Source organism: Cryobacterium sp. PH29-G1 (genome assembly GCF_030063365.1).
In the GTDB taxonomy this organism is placed as follows: Bacteria; Actinomycetota; Actinomycetes; order Actinomycetales; family Microbacteriaceae; genus Cryobacterium.
On record NZ_JASISY010000004.1, the window covers coordinates 304006 to 327208 of the forward strand.

Sequence of the window (23203 nt, forward strand, 5' to 3'; positions counted from 1 at the left end):
CAACCGATGTGTTCCGCATGGGGCGTGAAAAGACGCGGGGAGTGGACTAGGTTAGGTCGCATGACCAGTGCAGATCAGACCCGGGCCGACTCATCACAAGAGACCTATGTTGCCGAGTTCATTGACGGTCCCCTGGAGGGACAGTTCGATTCCCGGGCGCTCGTACGCGGAAAGCACGCGCCCCGCATCAGCATGGTCGCCGCCGTCGGCGGTCTGGAATCGGTGTTCTGGTACGACGAGGTCGACGAACGTGACATGAACGGGCAGCGTCGTGTGCGCTACGCCTTCGATCAGGGTGAGAGCGACCCGATCGACACCGAGGTTGAGCCGCTGTAACGAGCCGCCAGAACGGGCCTACTGGTTGAGCAGGGCCGTAATCATCAGGACTGGATGCAACAGCCGCCAACCCACCCCAGGGTCGGCGATGCTCTGGTCGAGCTTGAGTGCGGCTGAAAGATCCTCGCCGGCCACGGTGAGCTGCACCTGGCCCACGTTTGCGCCTTTACGGGCCGTGGCGAAGTCCTTGAGCGTCACGGTTGCAGCCTTCGGCGTGGCAGCCTGCCAGGTATAACGGGTGCGGGACACTCCGACGACGGCCGATGCTGTGTCGCCCCACGCCGATTCAAACGTGCCATAGGCGGCATCGGCGGCCAGAACGGGCAGCTGGCCGACACCGGCCCGCGCACTCACCATAAGGCCGGTCAGGTCGGCGGTGAGCGCGTCGTAGGTCGGTTCGCCGAGATAGGCACCAGAGAACGTGAAGCTCGAATCGCCGTCGCTCACCTTCGCGGTGAATAGAAAACAGACCCCGGCGGCATCCGTGTAGCTGCGGGAAATGCCGGTGATGCCTTCATTCGGAAGAAATGAGGTGGTGTTTTCGACACCACGACGATTCGCCAAAGCGGATGAGGGACTGCCCAGCATCGTAGCCACGATCGGGTTGGTCGCGGCAAGGCCCGCGAGCTGGGCCAGGTCGGTGGCGGTGCCGGCGCTCGCATCGTGCAGTCCCGTGGCGTCAACGACGGCGGTATCTTTGAGCCCGTGGTCGTTCAGCCAGGCGTTGGCAGCGAGAACATAGGCGTCGACGGAGCCGAACGCCCATCGGGCCACGCTATCGGCGTGGTTATTGCTCGAACCCAGCAGCAGAGCCTGCAGGAGCTCAAGTTCGGTCCACTGTTCCTCGGGAAAGACCGAAACCGTGCGGGCGCCAGCTTTGTCATAGTCGAGGTAGGTCTGGAAATCAGCAGCGGTAAGGGTCACAGTGGGGCCGGTCTCGCCCGCCACGATGGGCTTCGCGTCGAGGACAACGAGGGCGGTGACAACCTTGGCAATGGATGCCATCGGCAGCGCCTCGGGAGTTCCGGCTGCCGCGATGGGGTCGGACACCGGGGCCGATGGCGTTGCGCCGGACGCATCGCTCGTGGTGGCGGTGAGAACGGCCATGGCGCTCGCGCCATTGGCCGACAATGCCGGGGGAGTGGGCGCGGTACTGCTCGCAGCGGGAGCGACCACAGCGGCGGTGACAGCGGGAAGAGGCCCCAATAGCGTTGCGGGGCCGTACACGCCCAGGCCGAGAATCAGCACGGTTCCGACCAGGATGCCGACGAGACGGCCGGGACGGAAGGAGCTCATGCCCCAAGGCTAGACCGCTTGAGGTCAGCCCCAGCCGAGTGCGTGCAGCCTGTCGTCATCAATGCCGTAGAAATGGGCGATTTCATGCACCAGAGTGACATGAATTTCGTCGTGCAGTTCCTTGAGGCTGGCGCAGATCGCCAACAAGGGTTCGCGGTAGAGCACAATCCGATCGGGCATCTCACCGAAACCGTATTGACCGCGCTCGGTGAGGGCGACCCCGTCATAGAGCCCCAGGATGTCCAGGGTTCCGTCTTCGGGACGGTCTTCGACCACGAAGATCACATTATCGAGTCCGTCAACCATATCGTCGGGGAGCAGATCAAGCTCATCAACAACGAGCCGTTCAAATTCGGACGCGTTAAGGTCTAACATCGCCACCCACTGTCGACGACATGCGCTCAATACTCACTGTTCTCAACAACAACGTGGCCACGCAGGGCCGCCTTGTTGTGATGTACCGCGATGTTTCATTGGGGTGAGTAACGGGGATTGAACCCGCGACCTCCTGGACCACAACCAGGCGCTCTGCCAACTGAGCTATACCCACCATGCGTCCCCACGTCTTACAACGCGGGGCAACTCAGCAATCCTATTACACCTCGGAGGAGAATAAGTGCACGACTTGCGCGGCGGACGATTTGGCTTCGTCGCTGGTGGGCCCCGGGTCCGCTACAAACACCGTCTGGCGGTAGTACGCGAGCTCGCGAATCGACTCGAGAATGTCGGCCAGGGCGCGGTGCCCGCCGTCTTTGGCCGGGGCATTGAAGTACACCCGCGGGTACCAGCGACGAGCGAGTTCTTTGATCGACGACACGTCAACGTTGCGGTAGTGCAGCTGGTTGTCCAGGCGCGGCATGTACCGGGTGAGGAAACCGCGGTCGGTGCCGATGGAGTTGCCGGCGAGCGGGGCCTTCTGCTCGGCGGGGATGAACTTCAATACGTATTCGAGAACCTGATACTCGGCCTCGGCGGCGCTGACACCGTGGGGAATTTCGGTGATGAGGCCCGAGGAGGTGTGCATATTGCGCACGAAGTCGCCCATGTTCTCCAGCGCCGAATCGTTGGGCTTAATGATGATGTCGAGGCCGGGGTCAAGCACATTGAGGTCGTAGTCGGTGATGACGACGGCGATCTCGACGAGCTCGTCGCGGTCCAGGTCGAGCCCGGTCATTTCACAGTCGATCCACACCAGACGGTCGGGACTTTTCGACGTCGGTGCGGACGTGGGGGTGGGCGTCGGTGCGGTATCTGTCGTGCTGTTGGTCATGGATGAAGTCTACCGCCGGCCTCCGACACGGCCTGTAAACTTGGGGACTACCGTTTTCAACGCTCGACCTGCGAGGACCTGATGGAATTCACACTGTATTCGTCGTCATTCTGCGAACCGTGCATGCAGACACGGGCCATTCTTGCTGAGGCGAAACGTCTCGTTCCCGGTGCGACCGTGCGGGAAATCGATGTTGCGGGTGCCCCCGAGCAGGCAGAGGCGCTGCAGATTCGAAATACCCCAACGGTGATCATTTCCGACGGCGCCGGAACCGAGGTTTTTCGTGCAGCCGGCGTTCCCACTTTGGCGCAGGTGCTCGTCGCTGCCGCCAAAGCGCTCTGAACCGCGCCTACGACGGCGCCTCGTCATCCGAGAGGCTCAGGGCCGCCCGGTTCTCCGCCGACATGATCTCGCCGTAGTACTCGATGACGAAGGAGCGGGCCAACCGTCCGGCGGTCGCACCGTCGCCCGCCGTGATCGCGGCCAGAATTTCGCGATCGTGCGCCAGGGACAATTCCATCTTGGCGCGAGAATCGGGCGCGCGGTCCAGTCCGTCCGTGACCATATCGATGAGCGCCCCTCGAGTCGCCTCGCCGCAGATCTGCATGAGCTGGTTGTGGCTGGCGGCCCACACGCTCACGTGAAAGGCGACATCCGCTCGGCCGAAGGCGATCGGCCCGTTCGCCACCTCGGCCTGCATGGCGTCCACGGCAGCACGCATCGACTGCAACTGTTCCGCGGTGCGGTGCTGGGCGGCCAGGGTGCAGGAGGTGCCCTCGAGCATGATGCGAAATTCGACGAGTTCCGATAGGGCGATGGTGTCCAGGCGCACCAGACGGTTGACGGTTTTGGTAAGGATGGCGGGGGAGGCCTGCAGAACCTCGGGTCCGCGCGGGTCGCCGGGGCGGGAGCGCACCAACCCGATGCTCTCGAGTACCCGCAATGCCTCGCGAATCGTCGACCGGCTCACCTCGAAGGTCAGCATGAGCTCGCGCTCGCTGGGCAGACGATCGCCCGGCCGGAGTTCTCGTTTGCTGATGGCGCTCTCGATCTGCTCGACGACGCGTTCGTAGGCCTTCACGGTCTTGACGGGGGTGAATGCGGCTGGGTGGGTCATCTGCACGTCCTCGCGGTTGCGATCAGGGGTCAATATCGGGACCGATCTTGACGATCTGAGATCTACATGTAAAGCTGACTTTGGTACAGAGTGTACTGGTCTGACCATGTGTTTCACCGGTATAGACGATACATTTCCGCAGTATTTCTCACGCAGTATTTCTCACGCACTATCTCGCAGCAGTGCTGGCCGATTCTCGTCGGGCAGCGGACCCAGAGGGGCACAACCGTATGAGGGTACACACCCGGCGAAACCTGATCGCCAGCGTCGCCACTGTCATGATTGCATCCATGGCCCTGGTGGGGTGTTCCAACGGGGCAACGACCGCCGACGGCGAACCCGACACCACGTTGACCGTAGGACTGCTGGCCACTCCCGGCAACCTGGACTACACCACGACGGCGGGTGCGGCGATTCCGCAGGCGCTGCTCTACAACGTCTACGAGGGACTGGTGAAACTCGACAACGACGGAACGATCATTCCCCTGCTCGCGAAATCGTGGACGGTCAGCGATGACGGCCTCGTGTATGACTTTGCACTCGAAGAAGGCGTCACCTTCTCCGACGGCTCGCCATTCACCGCCGAGACGGTCAAATTCAGCCTGGAACGCGTCAAAGACAACTGGACCGCCAATGGGCCCGGGTACCTCGACCCGATTGCCAGCATCGAGGCGGTCAGCGACACCGAGGCTCGCATCACCCTGACCAAGCCGAGCAACAGCTGGCTGTTCAACATGAGCGGTCCGGTCGGCACCATGTTCACCGAATCAGGAATCGCCGACCTGGCCACCGCGCCGGTGGGCACCGGTCCGTACACCGTCAGTTCCTTCAAGACCGGCGACAGCCTCGTTCTCGCGGCCAACGCCGACTACTGGGGCGATGCGCCGTATATGACCGACGTGACGCTGCGCTACTTTACCGATGCGACCGCGCAGACCAACGCTCTGCTCAGCGGAGACGTCAACCTGGTCGCGGGTATCTCGCAGTTCCAGCTGGTCGGCCAGTTCAAGTCGAACTCCGACTTTCAGGTTCTGGAAGGCGCCAGTACCGGTGAGGTCACGCTCTCGATGAACAACGCCAGTGATGCATTCAGCGACGTTCGGGTGCGGCAGGCCGTCATGTACGGAATCGATCGTCAGGTTGTCATGGACACGGCGAACAGCGGCTACGGTCTGCTGATCGGCTCCATGGTGCCGCCGACCGACCCCTGGTACGACGCTGATCTGGCCGAACTGTACCCGTACGACCCGGACAAAGCCATCGAGCTTCTCGCCGAGGCCGGCGCCAGCGACCTGACCATTGCTTTCAAGATCCCCAACCTTCCCTACGCTGTTGCCGGCGCTCAGGTAGTCAAGGATCAGCTCGCCAAGGTGGGCATCACCGCCAACGTGACGGCCCTTGAATTTCCGGCGGTCTGGCTTGACGAGGTCTTCTCCAACCACGACTACGACATGTCGCTGATCATGCACAGCGAACCGCGCGACGTGACCGCTTTCGCCGCACCCACCTACTACGCGGGCTACAACTCGCCCGAGGTGATGGCGAAGTTTGCTGAAGCGGATGCCGCGGACGCGGACGCCTACGTCGAACTGATGAAGGAAGCCACGACCACAATGGCCGAGGATGCCGCCGCGGATTGGCTCTACCTGCAGCCGGCAATCTCCCTCGCCGACGCGGATCTGGTTGGTGTTCCCAAGAACACGCCGAGTCTCGCGCTGGACCTGTCGACCATCGCCCGATAGGCGCATCGAAGCCAGCGCGCGTACGGTTGTCGTTCGAGCGGTTGGCACGGCAGTATCCAGTGTCGTGCCAACCGTAAATCAGTCAGAGGAAAGTCCCGTTATGGTTCTTGTGGTTCTGCGTCGGATCGGCGTGTTCGCGACCACGGTCGTTGTGGCCTCGATCGTGACTTTCCTGATGCTGTCGATCCTGCCCGGCAACGCCGCGCGCATCGCTCTGGGCGTGCAGGCGACCGAAGCGGATGTCGCCGCGCAGACCACCGCTATGGGCCTCGACCGCCCCGCGGTGGTGCGCTATCTGGATTGGTTCGGGCACGTACTCATCGGCGACTTCGGCACCTCCACCGTGTCCCGTCAGCCGATTGGCCCCGAAATAACAGATGCCCTCGGCATCACCGTGATCCTCGTACTGACCAGCGTCGTGCTCGCCCTGCTCTTTGCGATTCCGTTCGGAGTCTTGACGGCGGTGCGGCAACGCAAGCCCGACGGCGCGATTTTGTCGGGCATCAGCCAGATCGGCGTGGCCGTGCCCGGCTTTCTGGCGGGAATGCTGCTCGTTACAGTGTTCGCCGTCACGCTGCGCTGGCTTCCGGCGGGGGGCTGGGTTGACCCGGGAGACGACTTCGCGGGATTCCTCGAGCACCTCATTCTGCCCGCGATCGCCCTCGGCAGCGTGCAGGGGGCCGTCCTCAGCCGATATGTGCGTTCGTCGGTCCTGGAAGTCATGCGCGAAGACTTCATTCGCACCGCCCGGGCCAAGGGCCTGGGGGCGGGACGGGCGCTGTTCCGGCACGGACTGCGCAACGCGGCCGTTCCCGTGATGACCGTACTGGGCCTGCAGATCGCCACCCTCCTGGTCGGCGCCGTCGTCATCGAACGCGTCTTCAGCATTCCCGGTCTCGGGAGCCTGCTGCTCGACAAAGTAGCCCTGCGCGACCTGCCCGCCGTTCAGGGCATCGTCCTGGTGCTCGTCGTGTTCGTTCTGGCGTTGAATTTTCTCGTCGACCTCGCCTTCACCCTGATCGATCCCCGACTTCGGAGCGCCTCATGACGGCCAGCGATCCCCGCGTCACTACCGACACCCCGCGACGACCTCGATCCGCCGCCACTGGGCGAAATGGCGCAGCAACGCTCTGGACCGGCCTCGTGCTCATCGGCCTCGTCGTGTTGGCCGCGCTCGTCTCGATGTGGTGGACGCCGTTCGACCCGGAAGGGGTCTTCTCAGATTCCATTCTGCTCCCGCCTGGCTCGGAGCACCTGCTGGGCACCGATAGCTTCGGACGGGACGTCTTCAGTTCCATCCTGCGCGGCGCTCAGATCTCACTCTTGGTGGGAACCGTGGCGGTCTCCATTGCGGCCGTACTGGGCGTGCCGTTTGGCATTGTCGCCGGCATGAACCCGGGCCGACTGGACCAGTTCATGATGCGCGGCAACGATATCTCGCTCGCCTTTCCCGCCTTGCTGCTCGCGATCATCTTCGGCGCCATTTTCGGAGCCGGCACGGTGACCGCGATGGTGGCCCTCGGAATCGGAACCGCACCGGCGTTCGCGCTCATCGCCCGCAGCGGCACTATGCAGATCATGAGTCGAGAGTACGTGCAGGCGGCCCGCGCTTCGGGCAAGAGCGGCGTGTTCATCGGGGTGCGTCACATCCTGCCCAATATCAGCGGCATGCTCATCGTGCAGGCTTCGGTGTCGTTCGGCATCGCGGTTCTGGCCGAGGCCGCCCTGTCGTACCTCGGACTCGGCACGCCGCCGCCCACGCCGTCCTGGGGGCGCATGCTGCAGGACGCCCAGGGGTACTTGTTCATCGAACCGCTGCTCATCGTGTGGCCGGGAATCGCCATCGCTGTTGCGGTGCTCGGCTTCAACCTGCTCGGTGACGGCCTCCGCGATCGCTTCGACCCCAAGATGCAGGTGAAACGATGACTTCGATCACGCCAACGGCAACGCCGGCACCGACTCTCAGCGTGCGCGACCTGCGGGTCGGCTCGCCCTTCAACGAGCTGCTCCACAGCATCAGCTTCGATATCGCCGCCGGCGAACGTGTTGGCCTGATCGGGGAATCCGGGTCGGGTAAGTCGCTCACCGCAACCTCCGTCATGGGTTTGCTGCCGGAAACTCTCACGGCGACCGGCTCGGTGCGTCTGAACGGTGTCGACGCCGATCTGCTCACGGCGCCCGACCGCAACCTAAATCAGCTGCGGGGCAACACCATGGCGATGGTCTTTCAGGAGCCGATGACCGCCCTGAATCCGCTCATGCGGGTCGGCGCCCAGGTGGCCGAAATTATGACGGTGCACCACACCGTCAAGGGCCGGCGTCAGGCCAGGGAACGCGCCGTCGAACTGCTGACGCAGGTCAAATTACCCAACCCCCGTGAGGCGGCCCTCGCGTTTCCGCACCAGCTCTCCGGCGGGCAGCGCCAGCGCGTCATGTTGGCCATGGCCATGGCCAACGACCCGCAGCTGCTGTTGTGTGACGAACCGACGACGGCGCTCGACGTCACCGTGCAAGCCGAGGTGCTGGGGCTGATCGGAAAACTCGTGACCGACCGCGGCACGTCCCTGCTCCTGATCACGCACGACATCGCGGTAGTCGCCGAGGTGTGCCAGCGCGTGCTCGTCATGTATCAGGGCAACATCGTCGAGGACGGACCGGTGGGGCGCGTGTTGACCGCGCCGCAGCATCCCTACACCCAAAAGCTCATCGCGGCGTCCGATTTGTCTTCGGTCGACGACCGCGGTCGGCTGCACACCATGTCCATGCCTGTCGTCGCCACCCCGGTCGTCTCCACCGCAGAAACCTCTCCGCGCCGCATGCCAACGGATGCCGCGGCGCTGCCGCTATCGCCGGCGCACAGGGCCGCCCACCAGAGGATCGAGGCGGACGACGCACCGGTGATCTTCAACGAAGTGACCGGGACGCCCGCCATTCGGGTGCGTGACCTCAGCCGGCAGTACCGACGACGCGGCGGCAGCGTGTTCACCACGGCCCCGATCGTGCACGGCCTGCGCGAGGTGTCCTTCGACGTGGCCGAAGGACAACGGTTTGGCATCGTGGGTGAATCGGGGTCCGGTAAATCCACGCTCATGCGCATCCTCTGTGCGCTCGACCAGCCGACCTCAGGATTGGTCGACGTGCTCGGTCAGCCGATCAAGGGGGCTTCCGAGCGGCAATTGCGGAACTTTCGCAGTCAGGTGCAGATCGTGTTCCAGGACCCGATGGGGTCCTTGGATCCGCGCATGAAGGTACGGGACATTGTCGCCGAACCCCTGCGCCACGTCGATCGGGCTGAGGCCAGAGCCCGGGTGGAAGCACAGCTGGCCGCGGTCGGGCTCGACGCCGACGTGATGGACCGGCATCCACATCAGTTCTCCGGCGGTCAACGTCAGCGCATTTCCATCGCACGCGCGCTCATCACACGGCCCCGAGTTCTGGTGGCCGACGAAGCGGTCAGCGCCCTGGATGTCTCGGTGCGCGCCCAGGTCTTGAACCTGCTCGCCGACCTGGTCGACGAATACCAGCTCACCCTCGTGTTCGTCTCCCATGATCTCGGCGTCATCCGTCACCTCTGCGACACCGTGGCCGTCATCTCCGATGGACGCATCGTGGAATGCGGACCCACCGGCGACGTCTACGACCGACCTCTGCACCCGTACACGCGGCAATTGGTCAGCGCGACACCGTCGATGGACGAGCTGGCCCGACGCGTGACCGCCTGAACAGCAACCGCTCCACCCCACCCCACCCGACCCATTGGAAAAGCGACCATGACCGAGACCGTGCCCATCGAATGTCTGCCGGCCACTGAACTCGTGCAGCGCTACAGCAGCGGAGATCTTTCCCCGGTCGAGGTGACGGCCGCGGTGCTCGATCGGGCCGAGCGGCTGCAGCCCGACTTGAATTGTTTTTGGGGCATTGACCGGGCGGGGGCGCTCGATGCCGCAGCCGCTAGCGAAAAACGCTGGGCCGCGGGCAAACCGCTCGGAACGATCGACGGTGTGCCGACCAGCATCAAGGAGAACGTGGCCGTGCGCGGGTTCAGCCAGCCCTCCGGTACGGCCGCCAAATTCGACGCGCCGATCGCCACCACCGACGGACCGAGCGCGGCGCGCATTCGGGAGTCCGGCGGCGTACTCTTCGGCGTCACGGTTATGCCGGACTACGGCATGCTGTCTTCCGGAGTGTCGAGCCTGCACGGAATCACCCGCAGCCCGTGGAACCCGAAGTGGACGGTCGGCGGGTCCAGCGCCGGCGCGGGCGCCGCGGCCGCCGCCGGAATCGGGCCGCTGCACCTCGGATCCGACATCGGCGGTTCCCTGCGCCTGCCGGCGACCTGGCTCGGGCTCGTCACGCTCAAACCGAGTTTCGGCCGAATCCCGGTCGACCCGCCATATATGGGTCGGGTGGCCGGACCGCTGACCAGAACAGTGGATGATGCGGCCCTGCTCATGGGAGTGCTCGCCCGGCCAGACCTGCGCGACTACAGCAGCCTCGGCGAGCAAAACGTGGATTGGACCGACGTGCGCGACGCCGGAGGCGGTGTGGCCGGACTGCGGGTGGGGTTTCACCTGGCCGGCGGTGCCGGAATGGCGACCGACCCGGAGGTGGCGGCATCCGTTTTGCAGGCGGTGCAGCTCTTTGCGGCGGCCGGTGCGATCGTCGAGGAGATCGCTCCGGTGATGACCGAAAAGTACCTCGCCGACCTCGACCTGTTTCTGCGGGTGCGTTCGCTCGCTGACTATGAGGTGCTGGAACCGGCCCGGCAGGCTATGGTGCTCGACTTCATTCGGGAATGGGTATTGGGCGGTGCCGGAACGACGGGGACCGAGGTGGTGCGGTGCTATCAGAGCATCCAGGACCTGCGGGGGGCGACCGTTGCAGCCACAGCGCCCTATGACCTGGTGCTTTCACCGGTCGCCGCGGTCGCCGCATTCCCGGCGGAATGGCCGATGCCGACCAACGATGCGGCAACCTCCCTCGATCACATCGCATTCACCGCGCCATACAACTTTTCGGAGCAGCCGGCCAGCTCGGTGAACTGCGGGTTCACCGCCGACGGACGCCCGATCGGGCTGCACATCGCCGGGCGTCGCTTCGAGGATCTCGCTGTCCTCCGGGCTACTCGCTGGTACGAGACCGCGCGGCCCGCCGCGAGCGTACCGGTCTGGCCCGTTCAGACCTGAGCCGGCCGGTCGGCTCACGTCACAGCTCGCGGGCTCCAGCGCTAGGCGTTCGGCGGGTCGAAGCGGCCGTCGACGGCCGTCCAGCCGCCATCGACGGTGAGTACCGAACCGGTCACGAACCGCGACGCATCCGAGGCGAGGTAGACCACGGCGCCGGCCAATTCGCTCGGTGTCGACCAGCGGCCCAGCGCGCTCTTGGCGGCATAGGCGTTGTACCACTCGGGATTGCTCTTGATCTGGGCCGTCAGCGGGGTTTCCACGACGCCGGGGGAGATCGCGTTCACGCGCACGCCGGCCTGACCGTATTCGGCGGCGGCCGTGCGTAACAACTGCACCAACCCGGCCTTGGTCGCGGCGTAGACCCCTTGGCCGGGCTCGACCGTGACCGCTCGAATCGAAGCGAAGCCGATGATGCTGCCGCCACCGTGGGCCGCCATGGTCGGTGCAAAGGCCTGGATGAGCACGAATGCCGCGCGCAGGTTGAGATTCACGACGCGATCGAACTCGTCGAGCGTGTAGTCCGCGATGCGCTTGCGTACATTGGTTGCGGCGGTGAAGACGAGGGCGGCCAGGTCGTTGAGGTCGCGCGCGACGGCCTGCACGGCCTGCTGGTCGAGCACGTCCAGCTGCAGCGAACTGGCACCGGCGCCGAGCTGGGCGGCGGTGGACGCAGCGCTGTTCGCATCACGGTCGGCGCAGATCACCGTGGCACCGTGGGCGTGGAGGGCCAAGGCGCTCTCGCGGCCGATGCCGCTGCCGGCCCCGATCACGAGCACGCGGCGACCGGAAAATTGGAACAGCTGGGTGTAGTCCACGATGTCTCTTTCTTGGTGATTTACGGGCGGATCATGGCCATGCGGGTCACGGTGAACTCTTCGATAGCGAACCGCGGCCCTTCGCGGCCCGTGCCGGAGTCCTTGACGCCGCCGTAGGGCATGATGTCGGAGCGAAAGCCGGGAATTTCGTTGACCACGACACCACCGACGTCGAGCTCGTTAATGGCGCGAAAGGCTCGTTGCAGGGAACTTGTGTAGATCGCGGCCTGCAGGCCGTAGCGGGACCGGTTGACCAGCTCGACCGCCGAATCCATGTCGGAGACGCGTTGCAGCACAACGACCGGTCCAAAGATTTCCTCGCACCAGGCGAGGGCGTCGTGCGAAACGTCCGTCAGCACGGTTGGGGCGATGCTGCGGCCGACCAGGTGCCCACCGGCCAGAACCCGGGCCCCGCTTGCGCGGGCGGCGGTGATCCAGGCCAGGATACGTCCCGTTGATGCCTCGTTAATGACTGGCGCCACCCGGGTGCTCTCACAGCGAGGATCCCCCACCACCACGTCGGGGAGGCGGGCGAGCAGCATCCGTTCGAATTCGTCGGCGATCGAATCGTGCACCAGAATGCGCTGCACCGAGATGCAGGCCTGGCCATTGGCATAGAAACCACCACGGATCACGGCGTCGACGGCAGCCTCGAGGTTGGCATCGCTCTCGACAATCAGCGCGGTATTGGAGCCCAGTTCGAGCACGACTTTGCGGGGAGCGGCATCTCGGGCGATCTGGTGCCCGACCGCGGCGGAACCGGTGAACGACACCACGGCAACGCGTGGATCGCGCACGAGGGCTTCGCCCACCGCGATGCCGCCCGTGACGAGCTGAACGGCGGCGCTGGAGACTCCGTGTTCGCGCAGCACGCCGCGGATCAGGTCGACCGCCCATAGCGTTGCCAGGGGTGTGTTCGGGGCTGGCTTGATAATGATCGGGCACCCGGCGGCGAGGGCCGGGGCGAGCTTATGGCTGGCCAGCAGAAAGGGATAGTTGAAACCGGTGACGCCCACGACGATGCCAGCCGGTCGCCGCGTCCAATAGCCGATCATTCCCACGCCGCTGGGTTGCAGGTCGAGCGGAACGGTTTCGCCGTGCTGGTGGGCGACTTCCTCGGCACTTGCCGACCAGGTGGTGAGGGCACGGGCGACCTCCGTGCGGCAGTCCACGAGCGGCTTGCCGGTCTCCAGCACCAGAAGCTGCTCGATCTCGGCGGTGTGCTCGGCGAGGGCATCGTGGATGCCGATCAGCAGCTGACGGCGGGCGCCCGTGCTCAGGCCGGCCAGTTCCGCGCGTGCCGAGGCGGCCGCATCCACGGCCAGCTCGGCATGCTGCACCGTGCCGACCGGGGCCGACGCCACGGGGGAGCCGTCGAAGGGGAACACGATCTCCTGCTGCTCCGAGCAATCCAGCCAGCGCTCGCCGATGGGGAGCCCGGCCGGGTAGGGAATCGGGAACGGAACCACGGTGACCGCCTTCTGTTGTACGTACCGGAGGAAATGCTGGCTTTTCTACTGGTCTGACCAGTAACCTATCTAGGGTATCGAGTGGCGAACGTCCGGTCAATGACCTGCCGTGGCCCGCACCAGATCACCCCGCATTCGACCCACAGGAGCGCGCAATGACCAGCATCGACAGAATCCACCGGCTGGCCGTAATTCGCGGCGACGGAATCGGGCCCGAGGTGATCGATGCCGCACTCGCGGTGCTCGCTGCGGCGGAGTCCGCGTTCGGTTTTCGAACCGAAATCACCGAGATTGCGGCCGGTGCTCAGCATTATCTCGCCACCGGAGAACTGTGGACCCCCGCCTTGCAGGAGCAACTCCGCAGCCATGACGCCATTTTGTTCGGCGCGATGGGCGACCCCGCCGTCGCGCCCGGCATTCTGGAACGCGGCTTCATCCTCGAAATGCGACGCAGCTTTCAGCAGGCCGTGAACCTGCGACCGGTCAAGCTGTATCCCGGCGTGGTGACGCCCATCGCCGGCCTCACCCCGGAACGCTGCGACCTCGTGATTGTGCGGGAGAACACCGAGGGCGCCTACGTGGGCCGGGGATCGACGGTGCATGCCGGCACCCCGAACGCCGTCGCCGTGCAGGAATCGGTCAACACCCGAATGGGTGTGGAACGCGTCGTTGAGTTCGCTTTTCGCCTGGCCGAGCGTCGGGGTGGCACGCTGACCCTGTGCCACAAGAAGAACATCCTGGTTGAAGCCGGCACCCTCTGGCAATCGACCGTCGACGAGGTCAGTGCGCGGTTTCCCACGGTTCCCGTGGACTACGTGCACGTCGACGCCCTGTGCTTTTACCTGCCGACCACCCCGGAGCGCTTCAACGTGGTCGTGACCGACAACCTATTCGGTGACATCATCACCGACCTGGGCGCGGCCATCCAGGGTGGTCTCGGCGTCGCCGCGAGCGCGAACGTGAACCTTGACGGCTCCGGCCCGAGCATGTTCGAAGCCATCCACGGCTCGGCGCCCGACATCGCCGGTCGAGGCTGGGCCAACCCCGTCGGAGCCATCCTCTCCACGGCCATGTGCCTCGCTCACCTGGGCGAGGGCGATGCTGCTCGGGCGATCGAGGCTGCCGCCGTGCACGTTCTGGCGCAACTGCCGGCGACCGCCGGGCCGGCCATGGGCTTCTCCACCGCGCAACTGGGCCAGAAAATCGCGGAGCTGGTGCGAAGCGGCGCGTCGGTCGCCGCCATCCCGGGGTACTCCGTCATGGATGACCTCGCAGCGCTGCGCTGAACTTATGCGCTGAAGCGGTGCCCTGGATCCATACAGTGACCGGAGCACCGCTCGCGGCCTGTAACCTTGAACAATCCCGCCCCCGTAGCTCAGTGGATAGAGCACCGGCCTTCTAATCCGATTGTCGTAGGTTCGATTCCTACCGGGGGCACCGTACTGCCCATTGTCAGAGTGGCTCCATTGAGGCTGAAACCGAGGCGATGCTGATCGCCGTCAGGGCGAGATGGAAGCTGCCGACAACCGTGATGAGGTGTTCTGCCCGGAGGTCCCTCAGGCTAATCCTGTGCAGGCCGAAACGCTCGGTACCGGTACCGGTACCGGTACCGGTACCGGCAGCGCGCAGTCGTCAGGATTGCTAGATTCAAGTATGCGAGAACAACAGGCGCGAATCATCGCGGAACTCAACGTCTCACCCACCATCGTCCCGGCCGCCGAAGTGCGTCGCCGGGTCAAATTTCTTAAGGACTACCTCAAGCGCACCGGCGCCCAGGGCCTGGTGCTCGGTATCAGCGGCGGCCAAGACTCCACCCTCGCTGGCCGGCTCTGCGCGCTGGCCGTCGACGAACTGGCCGAGGAAGGGCATGCTGCAACGTTTGTGGCCGTACGCCTGCCTTACGCGGTGCAGCGCGACGAAGCGGATGCCCAACTCGCGTTGGAATTCATTCGTCCGCAATCCCAGGCCACCTTCAACATAGAACTCGCCGTTGACGGATTCGAGAGTGAGTTTCTGGCCAGCCTCGACGTGGCGATGACGGACTTCACCAAGGGCAACGTCAAGGCGCGCTCTCGCATGATCGCGCAATATGCGCTGGCCGGCCAGCTCGGCCTACTCGTGGTCGGCACCGACCATGCCGCCGAAGCCGTTACCGGCTTCTTCACCAAGTATGGTGACGGCGGCACCGATATTCTGCCGCTGACCGGGTTGACCAAGCGTCAGGGCCGCGCCCTGCTCATAGAACTCGGTTCGCCGGAACAACTCTATTTGAAGGCCCCCACCGCTGACCTGCTTGACCACACGCCCGGCCAGACCGATGAAGCCAATCTCGGTTTGCAGTACGAGCACATCGATGACTTTCTTGAGGGTTTGACCGTTGAGGACGAAGTGGCGGAGGCGATCGAGGCTCGCTATCGAGCCACGGAACACAAGCGGCGGGTGCCGGCATCATTGTTCGACGAGTGGTGGCAGTAGCAGCTGAGAACTGCAATCACAAAAAGGAGCCGGTCAGCGCTGTATAAGCGCCGACCGGCTCGGTAAATCTGGTGGAGGACCGGCTACAGGGTGGGGGTCGACGACGAACGCGTGAGCGGATCCGTGCTGCGAACCTCAAGCTTGTTCACGTCGTCCAGCAGACGCTGCGTCTCAGTTGACGGCGAGGTGCTTGCCGGCGCTGTCGTCGAAGCGGATGCCCCGGAGCGGCCACCGACCGCGGGCGTGAGCGGTGCGGTGCGCAAGGGTGCCGATGCTGAATCGGGCGCGGTGTACTGATCGTGGTGCTGCTGCGCCACCCACGCTTCCTGCTCGGCGAGCAGGCTTTTCTCGGTGGAGGTGTTCTGTGACTTCCAGCGGTCCAGATCGCCCTGAAAGATCTTGCGTGCGCGAGCTGGTTTGTTCTGCCAATCAACCAGACGGTCGCGAAATTCGACCAGGGCCGGTTCCAACTGGTAGCCGAACGTGGCCGAGGTGCGCTTGAGCTCGTAGAGCTCGTGGGCGGCCCAGTTCGCCGCGATTCCCGATCCACGGATCGGCAGCAGGCGTACCTGAATGTCGGCCTGGCCGACTGCCCGGTCGCTCATGACCTGTTCCTGCGGAGTCAGCGAATTCCAGACGGATGCCTCGGTAGCGGCATCGATGAGGGTCGCGATCGCCGCGACCTTGACTTCGCGATCTCGCTGCGAAATGAGCCGTTTGATGGCCCCACGCGAGATCAACGCGGCCAGCACGCTGGCAATGACGATTGCGCCGATGAACACGACCGCGGTGAAAACCATCGGTCGCGTGTCGACATCGGTAAACCAGGCTACGAAGCTATTCCACCATTCCATGTGCTGGATTTTATCCGCGCCGCACCCCGTTCTCCGGGACCATTCCCGGCGTGCCCTCAGGCAATTGCCGCAATGGCGGCCCTAACGAAAGCAATCGACCGCATCGTTGATACGACAGAACATGCCGAGGGCTACGGTGCGCGTGGCGAAGACGACTCGCCGTGCGCTGAATCGGTCACCGTCGACGCCGGCCTGGCGCTCGATGTACCCGATGACAGCGCCGGTTGGATCCACGATGCGCCACAGCCCGTCGCGCACCGGAATGAAACGGCGGCCGCGAATTTCGGGAAGTGCCACGTGAGGAATCGGTGCGATGAGAGTGGTCATGCGTGCTCCTTCGTTGTAGGGAATCAGCAGTCACCCAGCCGACCGTGGGCGTTTCCTTTACCGTATGGGTGACCACCGACATCCACTCGTGTCGAACAACCGGGCGCTGATGCAGCGCCGCTTCTCCACAACCCACCGGCCACTGGATTCTCCACCGATTCCAGGAACTCGATTTTTCACGTCGTTCCGGGCGACACACTCAGAGTGTGCGAACCGGGAACGACGAAGACTGGCACGAGGCGTCGTTCCCGGTTCGTATGCGCTGGCAATGGGTTCGGCGCTTGCTGAGCGTGTTCGCACGCTGACTGTGCCGGGAGAAACTATGAACGACTACATCACGGTTTCCGGAATCATCGGCACCGTACCCCGTCGAAGCGTCGCCAAGAACGGCGCCCCAATCACCTCTTTTCGGTTGGCCTCTCACCGCCGCCATTTCGACCGTGCCAAGAATGGTTGGGTTGACGACGACAGCAGCTGGTATTCCGTCACGACCTACCGCCAGTTGGCCGCTAATGCGGGTCAATCACTCAACCCGGGTGAACACGTCATCGTGACGGGGCGGTTGGTCGTTCGCAAATGGACCAACGGAGAACGCTCCGGAATCGACGTCGAGATTATTGCTGACGCCGTCGGTCACGATCTGACCTGGTACACCACGACTCCGGTGCGCAGCGGTGCTCCAGCTCGGGCGGGTGCCGAGCAGTTCGATCCGGAACCGGTCGAGTCCGCCGAATCCGCCGAGTCGGCCACCGCCTATCGGGAAGAGAGCGAACAGAGCATCCAATCCGAAGACGGTTTCGTTCCGTCCGAGACCGACGCGGATCGTGATTCGTTTGCGCGTTTAGACTCGTAACAGCGTCCACGCGTGTGGGCAGGGGGAGGCAGCACATGAGCGTGGCAGCACCAGCACAACAGGATGGGACTGCGAGCCTGCAGCGACGGCGCGTTCGCCGACTGCGACTGACCGTGGGTGCGGTGCTGCTCCTCGGCGCCGGCCTGACCGCGTGCAGCGGTGGCACGGTGGAACCCAGCTCCAGTGCACCGGAGCCGTCCACGTCTGTGACACCGGAACCGTCGGCGACACCGGCGCCCGACCCCACGCTGGTGCCCGCCGGGACGGCCGGTGAGAATCTCGCCTACTTCAACTTTCTCGCCGCCGCCGTCACCAAGTCCGACCCGTCCGCCGGGGGAAGCGCTTACATCGATGCGCTCGTGGCCGGTGGGTTCGATCGAACCGCCATGGAAGTGACCTTCGATCGCACTCAGGCTGACCTCGCTGCGGACGCGGTGCAGTTCTCGGTGCGTTTCGCCGACGAATGCCTGATCGGCCAGATCGGGCCGGCCAGCGATGGCTTCCACAGCGTGGTCGCGCCCCTGCTTTCGACCGGACTATGTCTGCTCGGTTCGACCCGGCCAATCGACTGGTAGCTCCGAGGGGGGGAGCTCCCAATCACGGCGCCTGAGCCGGCGCCCCGGTGCGGGCCGGGAGCTGGGTGAACGACAGGTGAACAACGGCGCCGCTAATTGACAACTTTCGATTCAGCCGGATACCTTAAATCGACGGCGATCAATGCCTGTCGTGGTCAACGTTCACCGAGGGAATCCGCTCATGCATAAAAAAGCCACCGTTCTTTTCGTCTGCATCCACAACGCGGGCCGCTACCAGATGGCTGCCGGCTACATGGCCGCCCTGCGCGCCGACCTTCTTCCCGCGCAGGCCTGACGATGGTCGACGTTACCGGCCGCAGTGCGATGCCTGGCCTGACTTATCCCGAGGCGTACTTGAAGCGACTCGCCGTCGAGCTATCGCACAAATACGCCGGAATCTTCGGTGTCGAAACTGTGGAGCGCTACGTGCTCGAGTCCTACACCGCGTTGCTTCGCACGTCGACCGTACAGGCACACCTGGCAGCGAATACCGTCCGGTTTGTCACGGACCGGCTCACCGCTCTCGGACAGGCGAAAGGGGCGATCGACAGCGTGAACCCGGAAGTACTCTTCGTCTGCGAGCAAAATGCCGGTCGTTCCCAAATGGCGGCGGTGCTCACCAACGCGCTCTCCGGTGGTGCCGTGCATGTGAGGTCAGCGGGCTCGGCCCCGGCCAGCACTATGAACCCTGCCGTGGTCACCGCCATCGCGGAACTGGGCCTGGACCTCTCGCAAGCCTTCCCGAAGCCGCTCACCGACGATGTCGTGCAGGCTGCCGACCTCGTGATCACGATGGGCTGCGGCGATGCCTGCCCCGTTTATCCGGGAAAGCGCTACCAGGACTGGGAGCTCATCGACCCGGCGGGTCTGCCCCTTGAGGAAGTGCGAGACGTTCGCGACCAGATCATCACCAACGTTAAGGTCATGCTCATTCAGCTCGGCGTCGATGTGAAAGAGCTGAGGGCCTGAGCGGATGTGAGGCCATCAGCTTCAGCGGGTGCGGGTGCGGGTGCGTCGTGGGTGCGGGCGGGGTAGCGACCCGTCGCTCTCACAGGAGCGGGCTCGACGGGTCGGTCAGTCGCGCCTCGTCGACGGTGAGCGCGGAGCGGATGAGCTGCTGCACCTGGTCGTTTACGTCCCACACATTCACGTTCATGCCGGCGACCACAACACCGTCGAGAACCCAGAATGCGATGAACTCGCGTGCGGCCAGGTCGCCTCGGTAGACGATGTGCGCGTCGCGCGCGAGCGGCGGGTATCCGGAATACTCCATTCCGAGGTCGTACTGGTCGGTGTAGAAGTAAGGGATGTCATCGAGCGACGCCGTCTCGCCGAGCATCGATCGGGCCGCCACTTTGCCGCCCGCGATCGCGTTAGCCCAGTGCTCGTTTCGCATCCGCTGTTTCACAACCGGGTGGTAGGCATTGGCGACGTCTCCCGCGGCAAAAACGTCAGCAGTGCTGGATAGCAGGTGTTCGTCGACGATCACGCCGTTGTCGATGTCGACGCCGCCGGACTCGGCCAGCGCGGTGTTCGGTATTGCACCGATACCCACCACGACGACGTCTGCGGGGACGGAACCGGAATCGGTGATGACTCCGGATACGCGTCCGTCTGTCTGCTCGAACCCCAACACCTGTGTGCTCAGCCGAAATGCGACGCCGTTCGCTTCGTGCAGGTCGCGGAACATGCTGCCGAGCTCCGGGCCCAGCGGGCCGGCGAGCGGTATCTTCTCCGGCCCCACGACGGTGACGGTGTTGCCGTAGGCGCGAGCGGCCGCGGCCAATTCCAGTCCGATCCACCCGGACCCGACGAAAACAACGTTGCGATCGCCGTTCTGGAGCGCTTCTCGCAGGCTTTCGCTGTCGTCGACGGTGCGCAGATAATGGATGCCGTTGGCCTCCGCGCCCGGAAGATTGAGTCGTCGGGCGGTCGAACCGGTCGCCACCAGCAGTCGATCGAACGACACAACTTGACCGGACTCCAGTGTGACCGTGTGGTCACCGAGCTTCGCGACAGCTTCCGCGGTGGTGACCGCGATGTTGTGGTCGGCGTACCAACCAGCGGGATGGACGAAAATGCTGTCCCGACCCGCGCTGGCGGTGAAGTATTCCTTGGAGAGGGGCGGACGGATATAGGGCAGGTGGGGCTCGGCGGCGAAGAGGCTGATCTGCCCATCGAAACCGCTCTCACGGAGTTGTTCGGCGGCGCTGGCGCCAGCGAGGCCGCCTCCCACGATTACGAACTGCTGCTTGTGCATGGCTTGCACTCCTTACGTGTTCTGAATTTCACGTTAGGCTCGTCGATTGTTTCTGTCAAGATCCACATTTTTAGAACTAGACTCGAGAAATGGACCAGGAAGTAGCAATTGGCGCGGCGGCCGCGCTCCACGACCCGATCCGTCGACGTCTGCTCCAGTTGGTCAGCGCCAGCATCCACCCGGTGACCCGAGATGCGGCGGGTGCGTCCCTCGGAGTTTCGCGGAGCACCGTGGCCTTCCACCTGGACCGACTCGTCGATGCCGGCCTGCTGACCGTTGGCTACCAGCAGGTCAACGGCCGGGTGGGTCCTGGCTCCGGCCGGCCCGCCAAGACCTATGTTCGAACGCCCGGCGAATTGAGCGTTTCCCTACCGGAGCGGCACTACGACCTGATGGGGGATCTGCTCGCTACCGCGATCGAGACCGCTCCCAACGCTTCGTCGCCGCTGACTGCGCTGCGCACCGCTGCGGCAACAGCCGGGCGAGAAGCTGGTCACACCGCGGGGACTTTGGCCCGATTGCTCGCGGAGGCCGGATATGAGCCGGTGCAGGGCGCACACGGTATATCACTCGCCAACTGTCCCTTTCATCGTCTGGCCCGCAGGCACACCGAGGTGGTGTGTGCGGCCAATCATTCGTTCCTGTGCGCGGCCGCCGAAGCAACCGGAAACGATCCGGACCGGGTGCTGCTCGAACCCAGCGCTGCGGGATGTTGCGTATGGATCGAATCCTGACGCGAAGGAGCACTCGGACTATCCGTTATCCTCGTAGGTAGCCACTATTCGTCACGCCCTGCGCTCGACGAGAGCGCAGAGGTCGACGTTTTACTCGGCGATAGACGTAGAGACGGCACTCTCTCTGGAGAGTCGCACGCATATGGCTGCCCTCTGTTTTGATTCCATACCCACGATTTTAGGAGTACGAGTGGCTGAATTTATTTACTCAATGGTCCGCGCTCGCAAGGCGATCGGCGAAAAGCTGATCCTTGACGACGTCACCATGTCCTTCTTTCCCGGCGCCAAGATCGGTGTCGTTGGCCCCAACGGTGCCGGAAAGTCCACGATTCTCAAGATCATGGCTGGCCTGGACACCCCGAGCAATGGCGAGGCGAGACTGTCCCCGGGCTACTCCGTCGGCATCCTCATGCAGGAACCCCAGCTCGACGAGAGCAAGACCGTGCTGGAAAACGTGCAGGAGGGGGTTGGGCCGATCAAGGCCAAGGTCGACCGTTTCAACGAAATCAGCCTCGCCCTCGGTGAACCCGATGCCGATTTCGACACACTGCTTGCCGAAATGGGCGTGCTGCAAGAAGCCATCGATGCAGCGGATGCCTGGGACCTCGATTCCCAGCTGGAACAGGCCATGGACGCCCTGCGTACCCCGCCGGGGGATTACAGCGTCGCGAACCTCTCCGGTGGTGAGAAGCGTCGAGTGGCGCTGACCAAGTTGCTGCTGCAGAAGCCCGACCTGCTGCTCCTCGACGAGCCCACTAACCACCTCGACGCCGAGAGCGTGCTCTGGCTTGAGCAGCACCTCGCCAAGTACCCGGGCGCCGTACTCGCTGTCACTCACGACCGGTACTTTCTGGACCACGTGGCCGAGTGGATCGCCGAGATCGACCGGGGACACCTATACCCGTACGAGGGTAACTACTCGACCTACCTGGAGAAGAAGCAGGAACGTCTGCTGGTGCAGGGCAAGAAGGACGCGAAGCTCTCGCGTCGTCTCGCCGACGAACTCGAGTGGGTGCGCTCCAACGCCAAGGGCCGCCAGGTGAAGTCGAAGGCTCGACTGGCGCGCTACGAAGAGATGGTCACCGCCGCCGAAAGCACTCGCAAGCTTGACTTCGAAGAAATCGTCATCCCGGTCGGCCCGCGCCTCGGCGCCCAAGTCATCGACGCCACCAAGCTGGAGAAGGGCTTCGACGGGCGCATGCTCATCGACAACCTCAGCTTCACCCTGCCCCGCAACGGCATCGTCGGAATCATCGGCCCGAACGGTGTGGGAAAGACCACGCTCTTCAAGACCATCGTCGGCAAAGAACCGCTCGATGGCGGTGAACTCAAGATCGGTGAAACTGTCGATATCTCTTACGTTGACCAGGACCGTGGCGGCATCGACCCGGAGAAGACGCTGTGGGAGGTCGTCTCCGACGGGCAGGACTACATCCAGGTCGGCAAGACCGAGATTCCGTCGCGCGCCTACGTGTCGACCTTCGGGTTCAAGGGCCCCGACCAGCAGAAGAAAGCCGGTGTGCTCTCCGGTGGTGAGCGCAACCGTCTGAACCTGGCGCTCACCCTCAAACAGGGCGGCAACCTGCTGCTCCTCGACGAGCCCACAAACGACCTCGACGTCGAAACCCTCGGTTCTCTCGAGAACGCGCTGCTCGAGTTTCCCGGTTGTGCTGTGGTGATCACTCACGACCGGTGGTTCCTCGACCGGGTGGCCACGCACATCCTCTCTTATGAAGGAACGGACGACAACCCGGCCAATTGGTACTGGTTTGAGGGCAACTTCGAGTCTTACGAGCAGAACAAGATCGAGCGGCTCGGACCCGACGCGGCGAAGCCGCACCGCTCCGCTTATCGCAAGCTCACCCGCGACTAAACCGCCCGACGACTCCAGGAG

General features: G+C 64.1%; 23 protein-coding genes and 2 tRNA genes. 15 read left to right on the forward strand and 10 right to left on the reverse strand.

The genetic code is table 11. The annotated features are described in order from the left end of the window. Positions 1 to 60 precede the first annotated feature (60 nt). Positions 61 to 336 (forward strand): hypothetical protein, encoded by a 276-nt coding sequence (locus QMK22_RS07940; RefSeq protein ID WP_283497071.1) that lies wholly within the window; start codon positions 61 to 63, stop codon positions 334 to 336. An 18-nt stretch (positions 337 to 354) separates the two neighbouring features. Here QMK22_RS07940 and QMK22_RS07945 read toward each other — a convergent pair whose 3' ends face one another. From QMK22_RS07945 to orn, 4 genes are all read right to left on the reverse strand, one after another. Beyond that, positions 355 to 1632 carry a D-alanyl-D-alanine carboxypeptidase family protein gene (locus QMK22_RS07945; RefSeq protein ID WP_283497072.1) on the reverse strand — a complete coding sequence of 426 codons (1278 nt, stop codon included), beginning with the start codon at positions 1630 to 1632 and terminating at the stop codon, positions 355 to 357. A 24-nt stretch (positions 1633 to 1656) separates the two neighbouring features. Continuing rightward, complete coding sequence (locus tag QMK22_RS07950; protein ID WP_283497073.1) at positions 1657 to 2007, reverse strand: metallopeptidase family protein; 351 nt, start codon at positions 2005 to 2007, stop codon at positions 1657 to 1659. Between the two features lie 99 nt (positions 2008 to 2106). Then, positions 2107 to 2182, reverse strand: a tRNA-His gene (locus QMK22_RS07955). A 45-nt stretch (positions 2183 to 2227) separates the two neighbouring features. Continuing rightward, the gene (gene orn / locus QMK22_RS07960; protein WP_283497074.1) at positions 2228 to 2902 is read right to left on the reverse strand and encodes an oligoribonuclease; all 675 of its coding nucleotides are present in this window, start codon (positions 2900 to 2902) and stop codon (positions 2228 to 2230) included. A gap of 81 nt (positions 2903 to 2983) precedes the next feature. On the opposite strand from orn, the gene QMK22_RS07965 reads away from it, so the two are divergent. After that, entirely contained in the window at positions 2984 to 3244 is a 261-nt protein-coding gene (locus QMK22_RS07965) for a glutaredoxin domain-containing protein (RefSeq protein WP_283497075.1), read from the forward strand. 7 nt (positions 3245 to 3251) lie between these two features. On the opposite strand, the gene QMK22_RS07970 is transcribed toward QMK22_RS07965, so the two are convergent. Further along, positions 3252 to 4019 carry a FadR/GntR family transcriptional regulator gene (locus QMK22_RS07970; protein WP_283497076.1) on the reverse strand — a complete coding sequence of 256 codons (768 nt, stop codon included), beginning with the start codon at positions 4017 to 4019 and terminating at the stop codon, positions 3252 to 3254. A gap of 230 nt (positions 4020 to 4249) precedes the next feature. Here QMK22_RS07970 and QMK22_RS07975 point away from each other — a divergent pair, with 230 nt between their 5' ends. The 5 genes from QMK22_RS07975 to QMK22_RS07995 all read left to right on the forward strand — a co-directional run bounded on the left by QMK22_RS07975 (position 4250) and on the right by QMK22_RS07995 (position 10947). Beyond that, positions 4250 to 5761 carry an ABC transporter substrate-binding protein gene (locus tag QMK22_RS07975; RefSeq protein WP_283497077.1) on the forward strand — a complete coding sequence of 504 codons (1512 nt, stop codon included), beginning with the start codon at positions 4250 to 4252 and terminating at the stop codon, positions 5759 to 5761. A gap of 100 nt (positions 5762 to 5861) precedes the next feature. Further along, positions 5862 to 6809, forward strand: coding sequence for an ABC transporter permease (locus tag QMK22_RS07980; RefSeq protein WP_283497078.1), 948 nt, complete (start codon positions 5862 to 5864; stop codon positions 6807 to 6809). Beyond that, entirely contained in the window at positions 6806 to 7687 is an 882-nt protein-coding gene (locus QMK22_RS07985) for an ABC transporter permease (RefSeq protein ID WP_283497079.1), read from the forward strand. The genes QMK22_RS07980 and QMK22_RS07985 overlap by 4 nt, the downstream gene beginning before the upstream one ends. After that, positions 7684 to 9483 carry a dipeptide ABC transporter ATP-binding protein gene (locus QMK22_RS07990; RefSeq protein WP_283497080.1) on the forward strand — a complete coding sequence of 600 codons (1800 nt, stop codon included), beginning with the start codon at positions 7684 to 7686 and terminating at the stop codon, positions 9481 to 9483. The genes QMK22_RS07985 and QMK22_RS07990 overlap by 4 nt, the downstream gene beginning before the upstream one ends. Positions 9484 to 9531: 48 nt before the next feature. After that, complete coding sequence (locus QMK22_RS07995; RefSeq protein WP_283497081.1) at positions 9532 to 10947, forward strand: amidase; 1416 nt, start codon at positions 9532 to 9534, stop codon at positions 10945 to 10947. Positions 10948 to 10988: 41 nt separating this feature from the next. Here the strand turns inward: QMK22_RS07995 and QMK22_RS08000 are convergent, their stop codons facing one another. Together QMK22_RS08000 and QMK22_RS08005 are read right to left on the reverse strand one after the other, a co-directional pair. Then, positions 10989 to 11762, reverse strand: a complete 774-nt coding sequence (locus tag QMK22_RS08000; protein WP_283497082.1) for an SDR family NAD(P)-dependent oxidoreductase — start codon at positions 11760 to 11762, stop codon at positions 10989 to 10991. 20 nt (positions 11763 to 11782) lie between these two features. Continuing rightward, complete coding sequence (locus tag QMK22_RS08005; RefSeq protein WP_283497083.1) at positions 11783 to 13231, reverse strand: aldehyde dehydrogenase family protein; 1449 nt, start codon at positions 13229 to 13231, stop codon at positions 11783 to 11785. 155 nt (positions 13232 to 13386) lie between these two features. Here QMK22_RS08005 and QMK22_RS08010 point away from each other — a divergent pair, with 155 nt between their 5' ends. The 3 genes from QMK22_RS08010 (at position 13387) to nadE (ending at position 15706) form a co-directional block, all read left to right on the forward strand. Then, a complete protein-coding gene (locus QMK22_RS08010) occupies positions 13387 to 14517 on the forward strand; it encodes a 3-isopropylmalate dehydrogenase (RefSeq protein WP_283497084.1) in 1131 nt (376 codons plus the stop codon). 78 nt (positions 14518 to 14595) lie between these two features. Further along, positions 14596 to 14668 (forward strand) — tRNA-Arg (locus QMK22_RS08015). 216 nt (positions 14669 to 14884) lie between these two features. Further along, positions 14885 to 15706: an NAD(+) synthase gene (gene nadE, locus QMK22_RS08020; RefSeq protein ID WP_283497085.1), complete on the forward strand. Its 822-nt coding sequence runs from the start codon at positions 14885 to 14887 to the stop codon at positions 15704 to 15706. 83 nt (positions 15707 to 15789) lie between these two features. Here the strand turns inward: nadE and QMK22_RS08025 are convergent, their stop codons facing one another. Together QMK22_RS08025 and QMK22_RS08030 are read right to left on the reverse strand one after the other, a co-directional pair. Next, a complete protein-coding gene (locus tag QMK22_RS08025) occupies positions 15790 to 16560 on the reverse strand; it encodes a hypothetical protein (protein ID WP_283497086.1) in 771 nt (256 codons plus the stop codon). 81 nt (positions 16561 to 16641) lie between these two features. Next, on the reverse strand, positions 16642 to 16887 hold the full coding sequence (locus tag QMK22_RS08030) for a hypothetical protein (RefSeq protein ID WP_283497087.1): 246 nt from the start codon (positions 16885 to 16887) through the stop codon (positions 16642 to 16644). Between the two features lie 322 nt (positions 16888 to 17209). On the opposite strand from QMK22_RS08030, the gene QMK22_RS08035 reads away from it, so the two are divergent. The 3 genes from QMK22_RS08035 to QMK22_RS08045 all read left to right on the forward strand — a co-directional run bounded on the left by QMK22_RS08035 (position 17210) and on the right by QMK22_RS08045 (position 19284). Next, entirely contained in the window at positions 17210 to 17740 is a 531-nt protein-coding gene (locus QMK22_RS08035; RefSeq protein ID WP_283497088.1) for a single-stranded DNA-binding protein, read from the forward strand. Positions 17741 to 17775: 35 nt separating this feature from the next. After that, on the forward strand, positions 17776 to 18315 hold the full coding sequence (locus tag QMK22_RS08040; protein WP_283497089.1) for a DUF6993 domain-containing protein: 540 nt from the start codon (positions 17776 to 17778) through the stop codon (positions 18313 to 18315). Between the two features lie 297 nt (positions 18316 to 18612). Next, positions 18613 to 19284 carry an arsenate reductase ArsC gene (locus QMK22_RS08045; RefSeq protein WP_283497090.1) on the forward strand — a complete coding sequence of 224 codons (672 nt, stop codon included), beginning with the start codon at positions 18613 to 18615 and terminating at the stop codon, positions 19282 to 19284. Positions 19285 to 19363: 79 nt separating this feature from the next. Here the strand turns inward: QMK22_RS08045 and QMK22_RS08050 are convergent, their stop codons facing one another. After that, positions 19364 to 20575, reverse strand: a complete 1212-nt coding sequence (locus QMK22_RS08050; protein WP_283497091.1) for an NAD(P)/FAD-dependent oxidoreductase — start codon at positions 20573 to 20575, stop codon at positions 19364 to 19366. Positions 20576 to 20664: 89 nt separating this feature from the next. Between QMK22_RS08050 and QMK22_RS08055 the strand changes: the two genes are divergently transcribed. Further along, on the forward strand, positions 20665 to 21309 hold the full coding sequence (locus tag QMK22_RS08055; RefSeq protein WP_283497092.1) for a helix-turn-helix transcriptional regulator: 645 nt from the start codon (positions 20665 to 20667) through the stop codon (positions 21307 to 21309). Between the two features lie 190 nt (positions 21310 to 21499). Then, complete coding sequence (gene ettA, locus QMK22_RS08060; RefSeq protein ID WP_283497093.1) at positions 21500 to 23182, forward strand: energy-dependent translational throttle protein EttA; 1683 nt, start codon at positions 21500 to 21502, stop codon at positions 23180 to 23182. Positions 23183 to 23203: the final 21 nt, after the last annotated feature.

Bases quoted from the DNA above. Each gene is read 5' to 3' on its own strand.
- QMK22_RS07940 (WP_283497071.1), top strand. From the start codon at position 61: ATGACCAGTGCAGATCAGACCCGGGCCGACTCATCACAAGAGACCTAT.
- QMK22_RS07945 (WP_283497072.1), bottom strand. From the start codon at position 1,632: ATGAGCTCCTTCCGTCCCGGCCGTCTCGTCGGCATCCTGGTCGGAACC.
- QMK22_RS07950 (WP_283497073.1), bottom strand. From the start codon at position 2,007: ATGTTAGACCTTAACGCGTCCGAATTTGAACGGCTCGTTGTTGATGAG.
- orn (WP_283497074.1), bottom strand. From the start codon at position 2,902: ATGACCAACAGCACGACAGATACCGCACCGACGCCCACCCCCACGTCC.
- QMK22_RS07965 (WP_283497075.1), top strand. From the start codon at position 2,984: ATGGAATTCACACTGTATTCGTCGTCATTCTGCGAACCGTGCATGCAG.
- QMK22_RS07970 (WP_283497076.1), bottom strand. From the start codon at position 4,019: ATGACCCACCCAGCCGCATTCACCCCCGTCAAGACCGTGAAGGCCTAC.
- QMK22_RS07975 (WP_283497077.1), top strand. From the start codon at position 4,250: ATGAGGGTACACACCCGGCGAAACCTGATCGCCAGCGTCGCCACTGTC.
- QMK22_RS07980 (WP_283497078.1), top strand. From the start codon at position 5,862: ATGGTTCTTGTGGTTCTGCGTCGGATCGGCGTGTTCGCGACCACGGTC.
- QMK22_RS07985 (WP_283497079.1), top strand. From the start codon at position 6,806: ATGACGGCCAGCGATCCCCGCGTCACTACCGACACCCCGCGACGACCT.
- QMK22_RS07990 (WP_283497080.1), top strand. From the start codon at position 7,684: ATGACTTCGATCACGCCAACGGCAACGCCGGCACCGACTCTCAGCGTG.
- QMK22_RS07995 (WP_283497081.1), top strand. From the start codon at position 9,532: ATGACCGAGACCGTGCCCATCGAATGTCTGCCGGCCACTGAACTCGTG.
- QMK22_RS08010 (WP_283497084.1), top strand. From the start codon at position 13,387: ATGACCAGCATCGACAGAATCCACCGGCTGGCCGTAATTCGCGGCGAC.
- nadE (WP_283497085.1), top strand. From the start codon at position 14,885: ATGCGAGAACAACAGGCGCGAATCATCGCGGAACTCAACGTCTCACCC.
- QMK22_RS08025 (WP_283497086.1), bottom strand. From the start codon at position 16,560: ATGGAATGGTGGAATAGCTTCGTAGCCTGGTTTACCGATGTCGACACG.
- QMK22_RS08030 (WP_283497087.1), bottom strand. From the start codon at position 16,887: ATGACCACTCTCATCGCACCGATTCCTCACGTGGCACTTCCCGAAATT.
- QMK22_RS08035 (WP_283497088.1), top strand. From the start codon at position 17,210: ATGAACGACTACATCACGGTTTCCGGAATCATCGGCACCGTACCCCGT.
- QMK22_RS08040 (WP_283497089.1), top strand. From the start codon at position 17,776: ATGAGCGTGGCAGCACCAGCACAACAGGATGGGACTGCGAGCCTGCAG.
- QMK22_RS08045 (WP_283497090.1), top strand. From the start codon at position 18,613: ATGGTCGACGTTACCGGCCGCAGTGCGATGCCTGGCCTGACTTATCCC.
- QMK22_RS08050 (WP_283497091.1), bottom strand. From the start codon at position 20,575: ATGCACAAGCAGCAGTTCGTAATCGTGGGAGGCGGCCTCGCTGGCGCC.
- QMK22_RS08055 (WP_283497092.1), top strand. From the start codon at position 20,665: ATGGACCAGGAAGTAGCAATTGGCGCGGCGGCCGCGCTCCACGACCCG.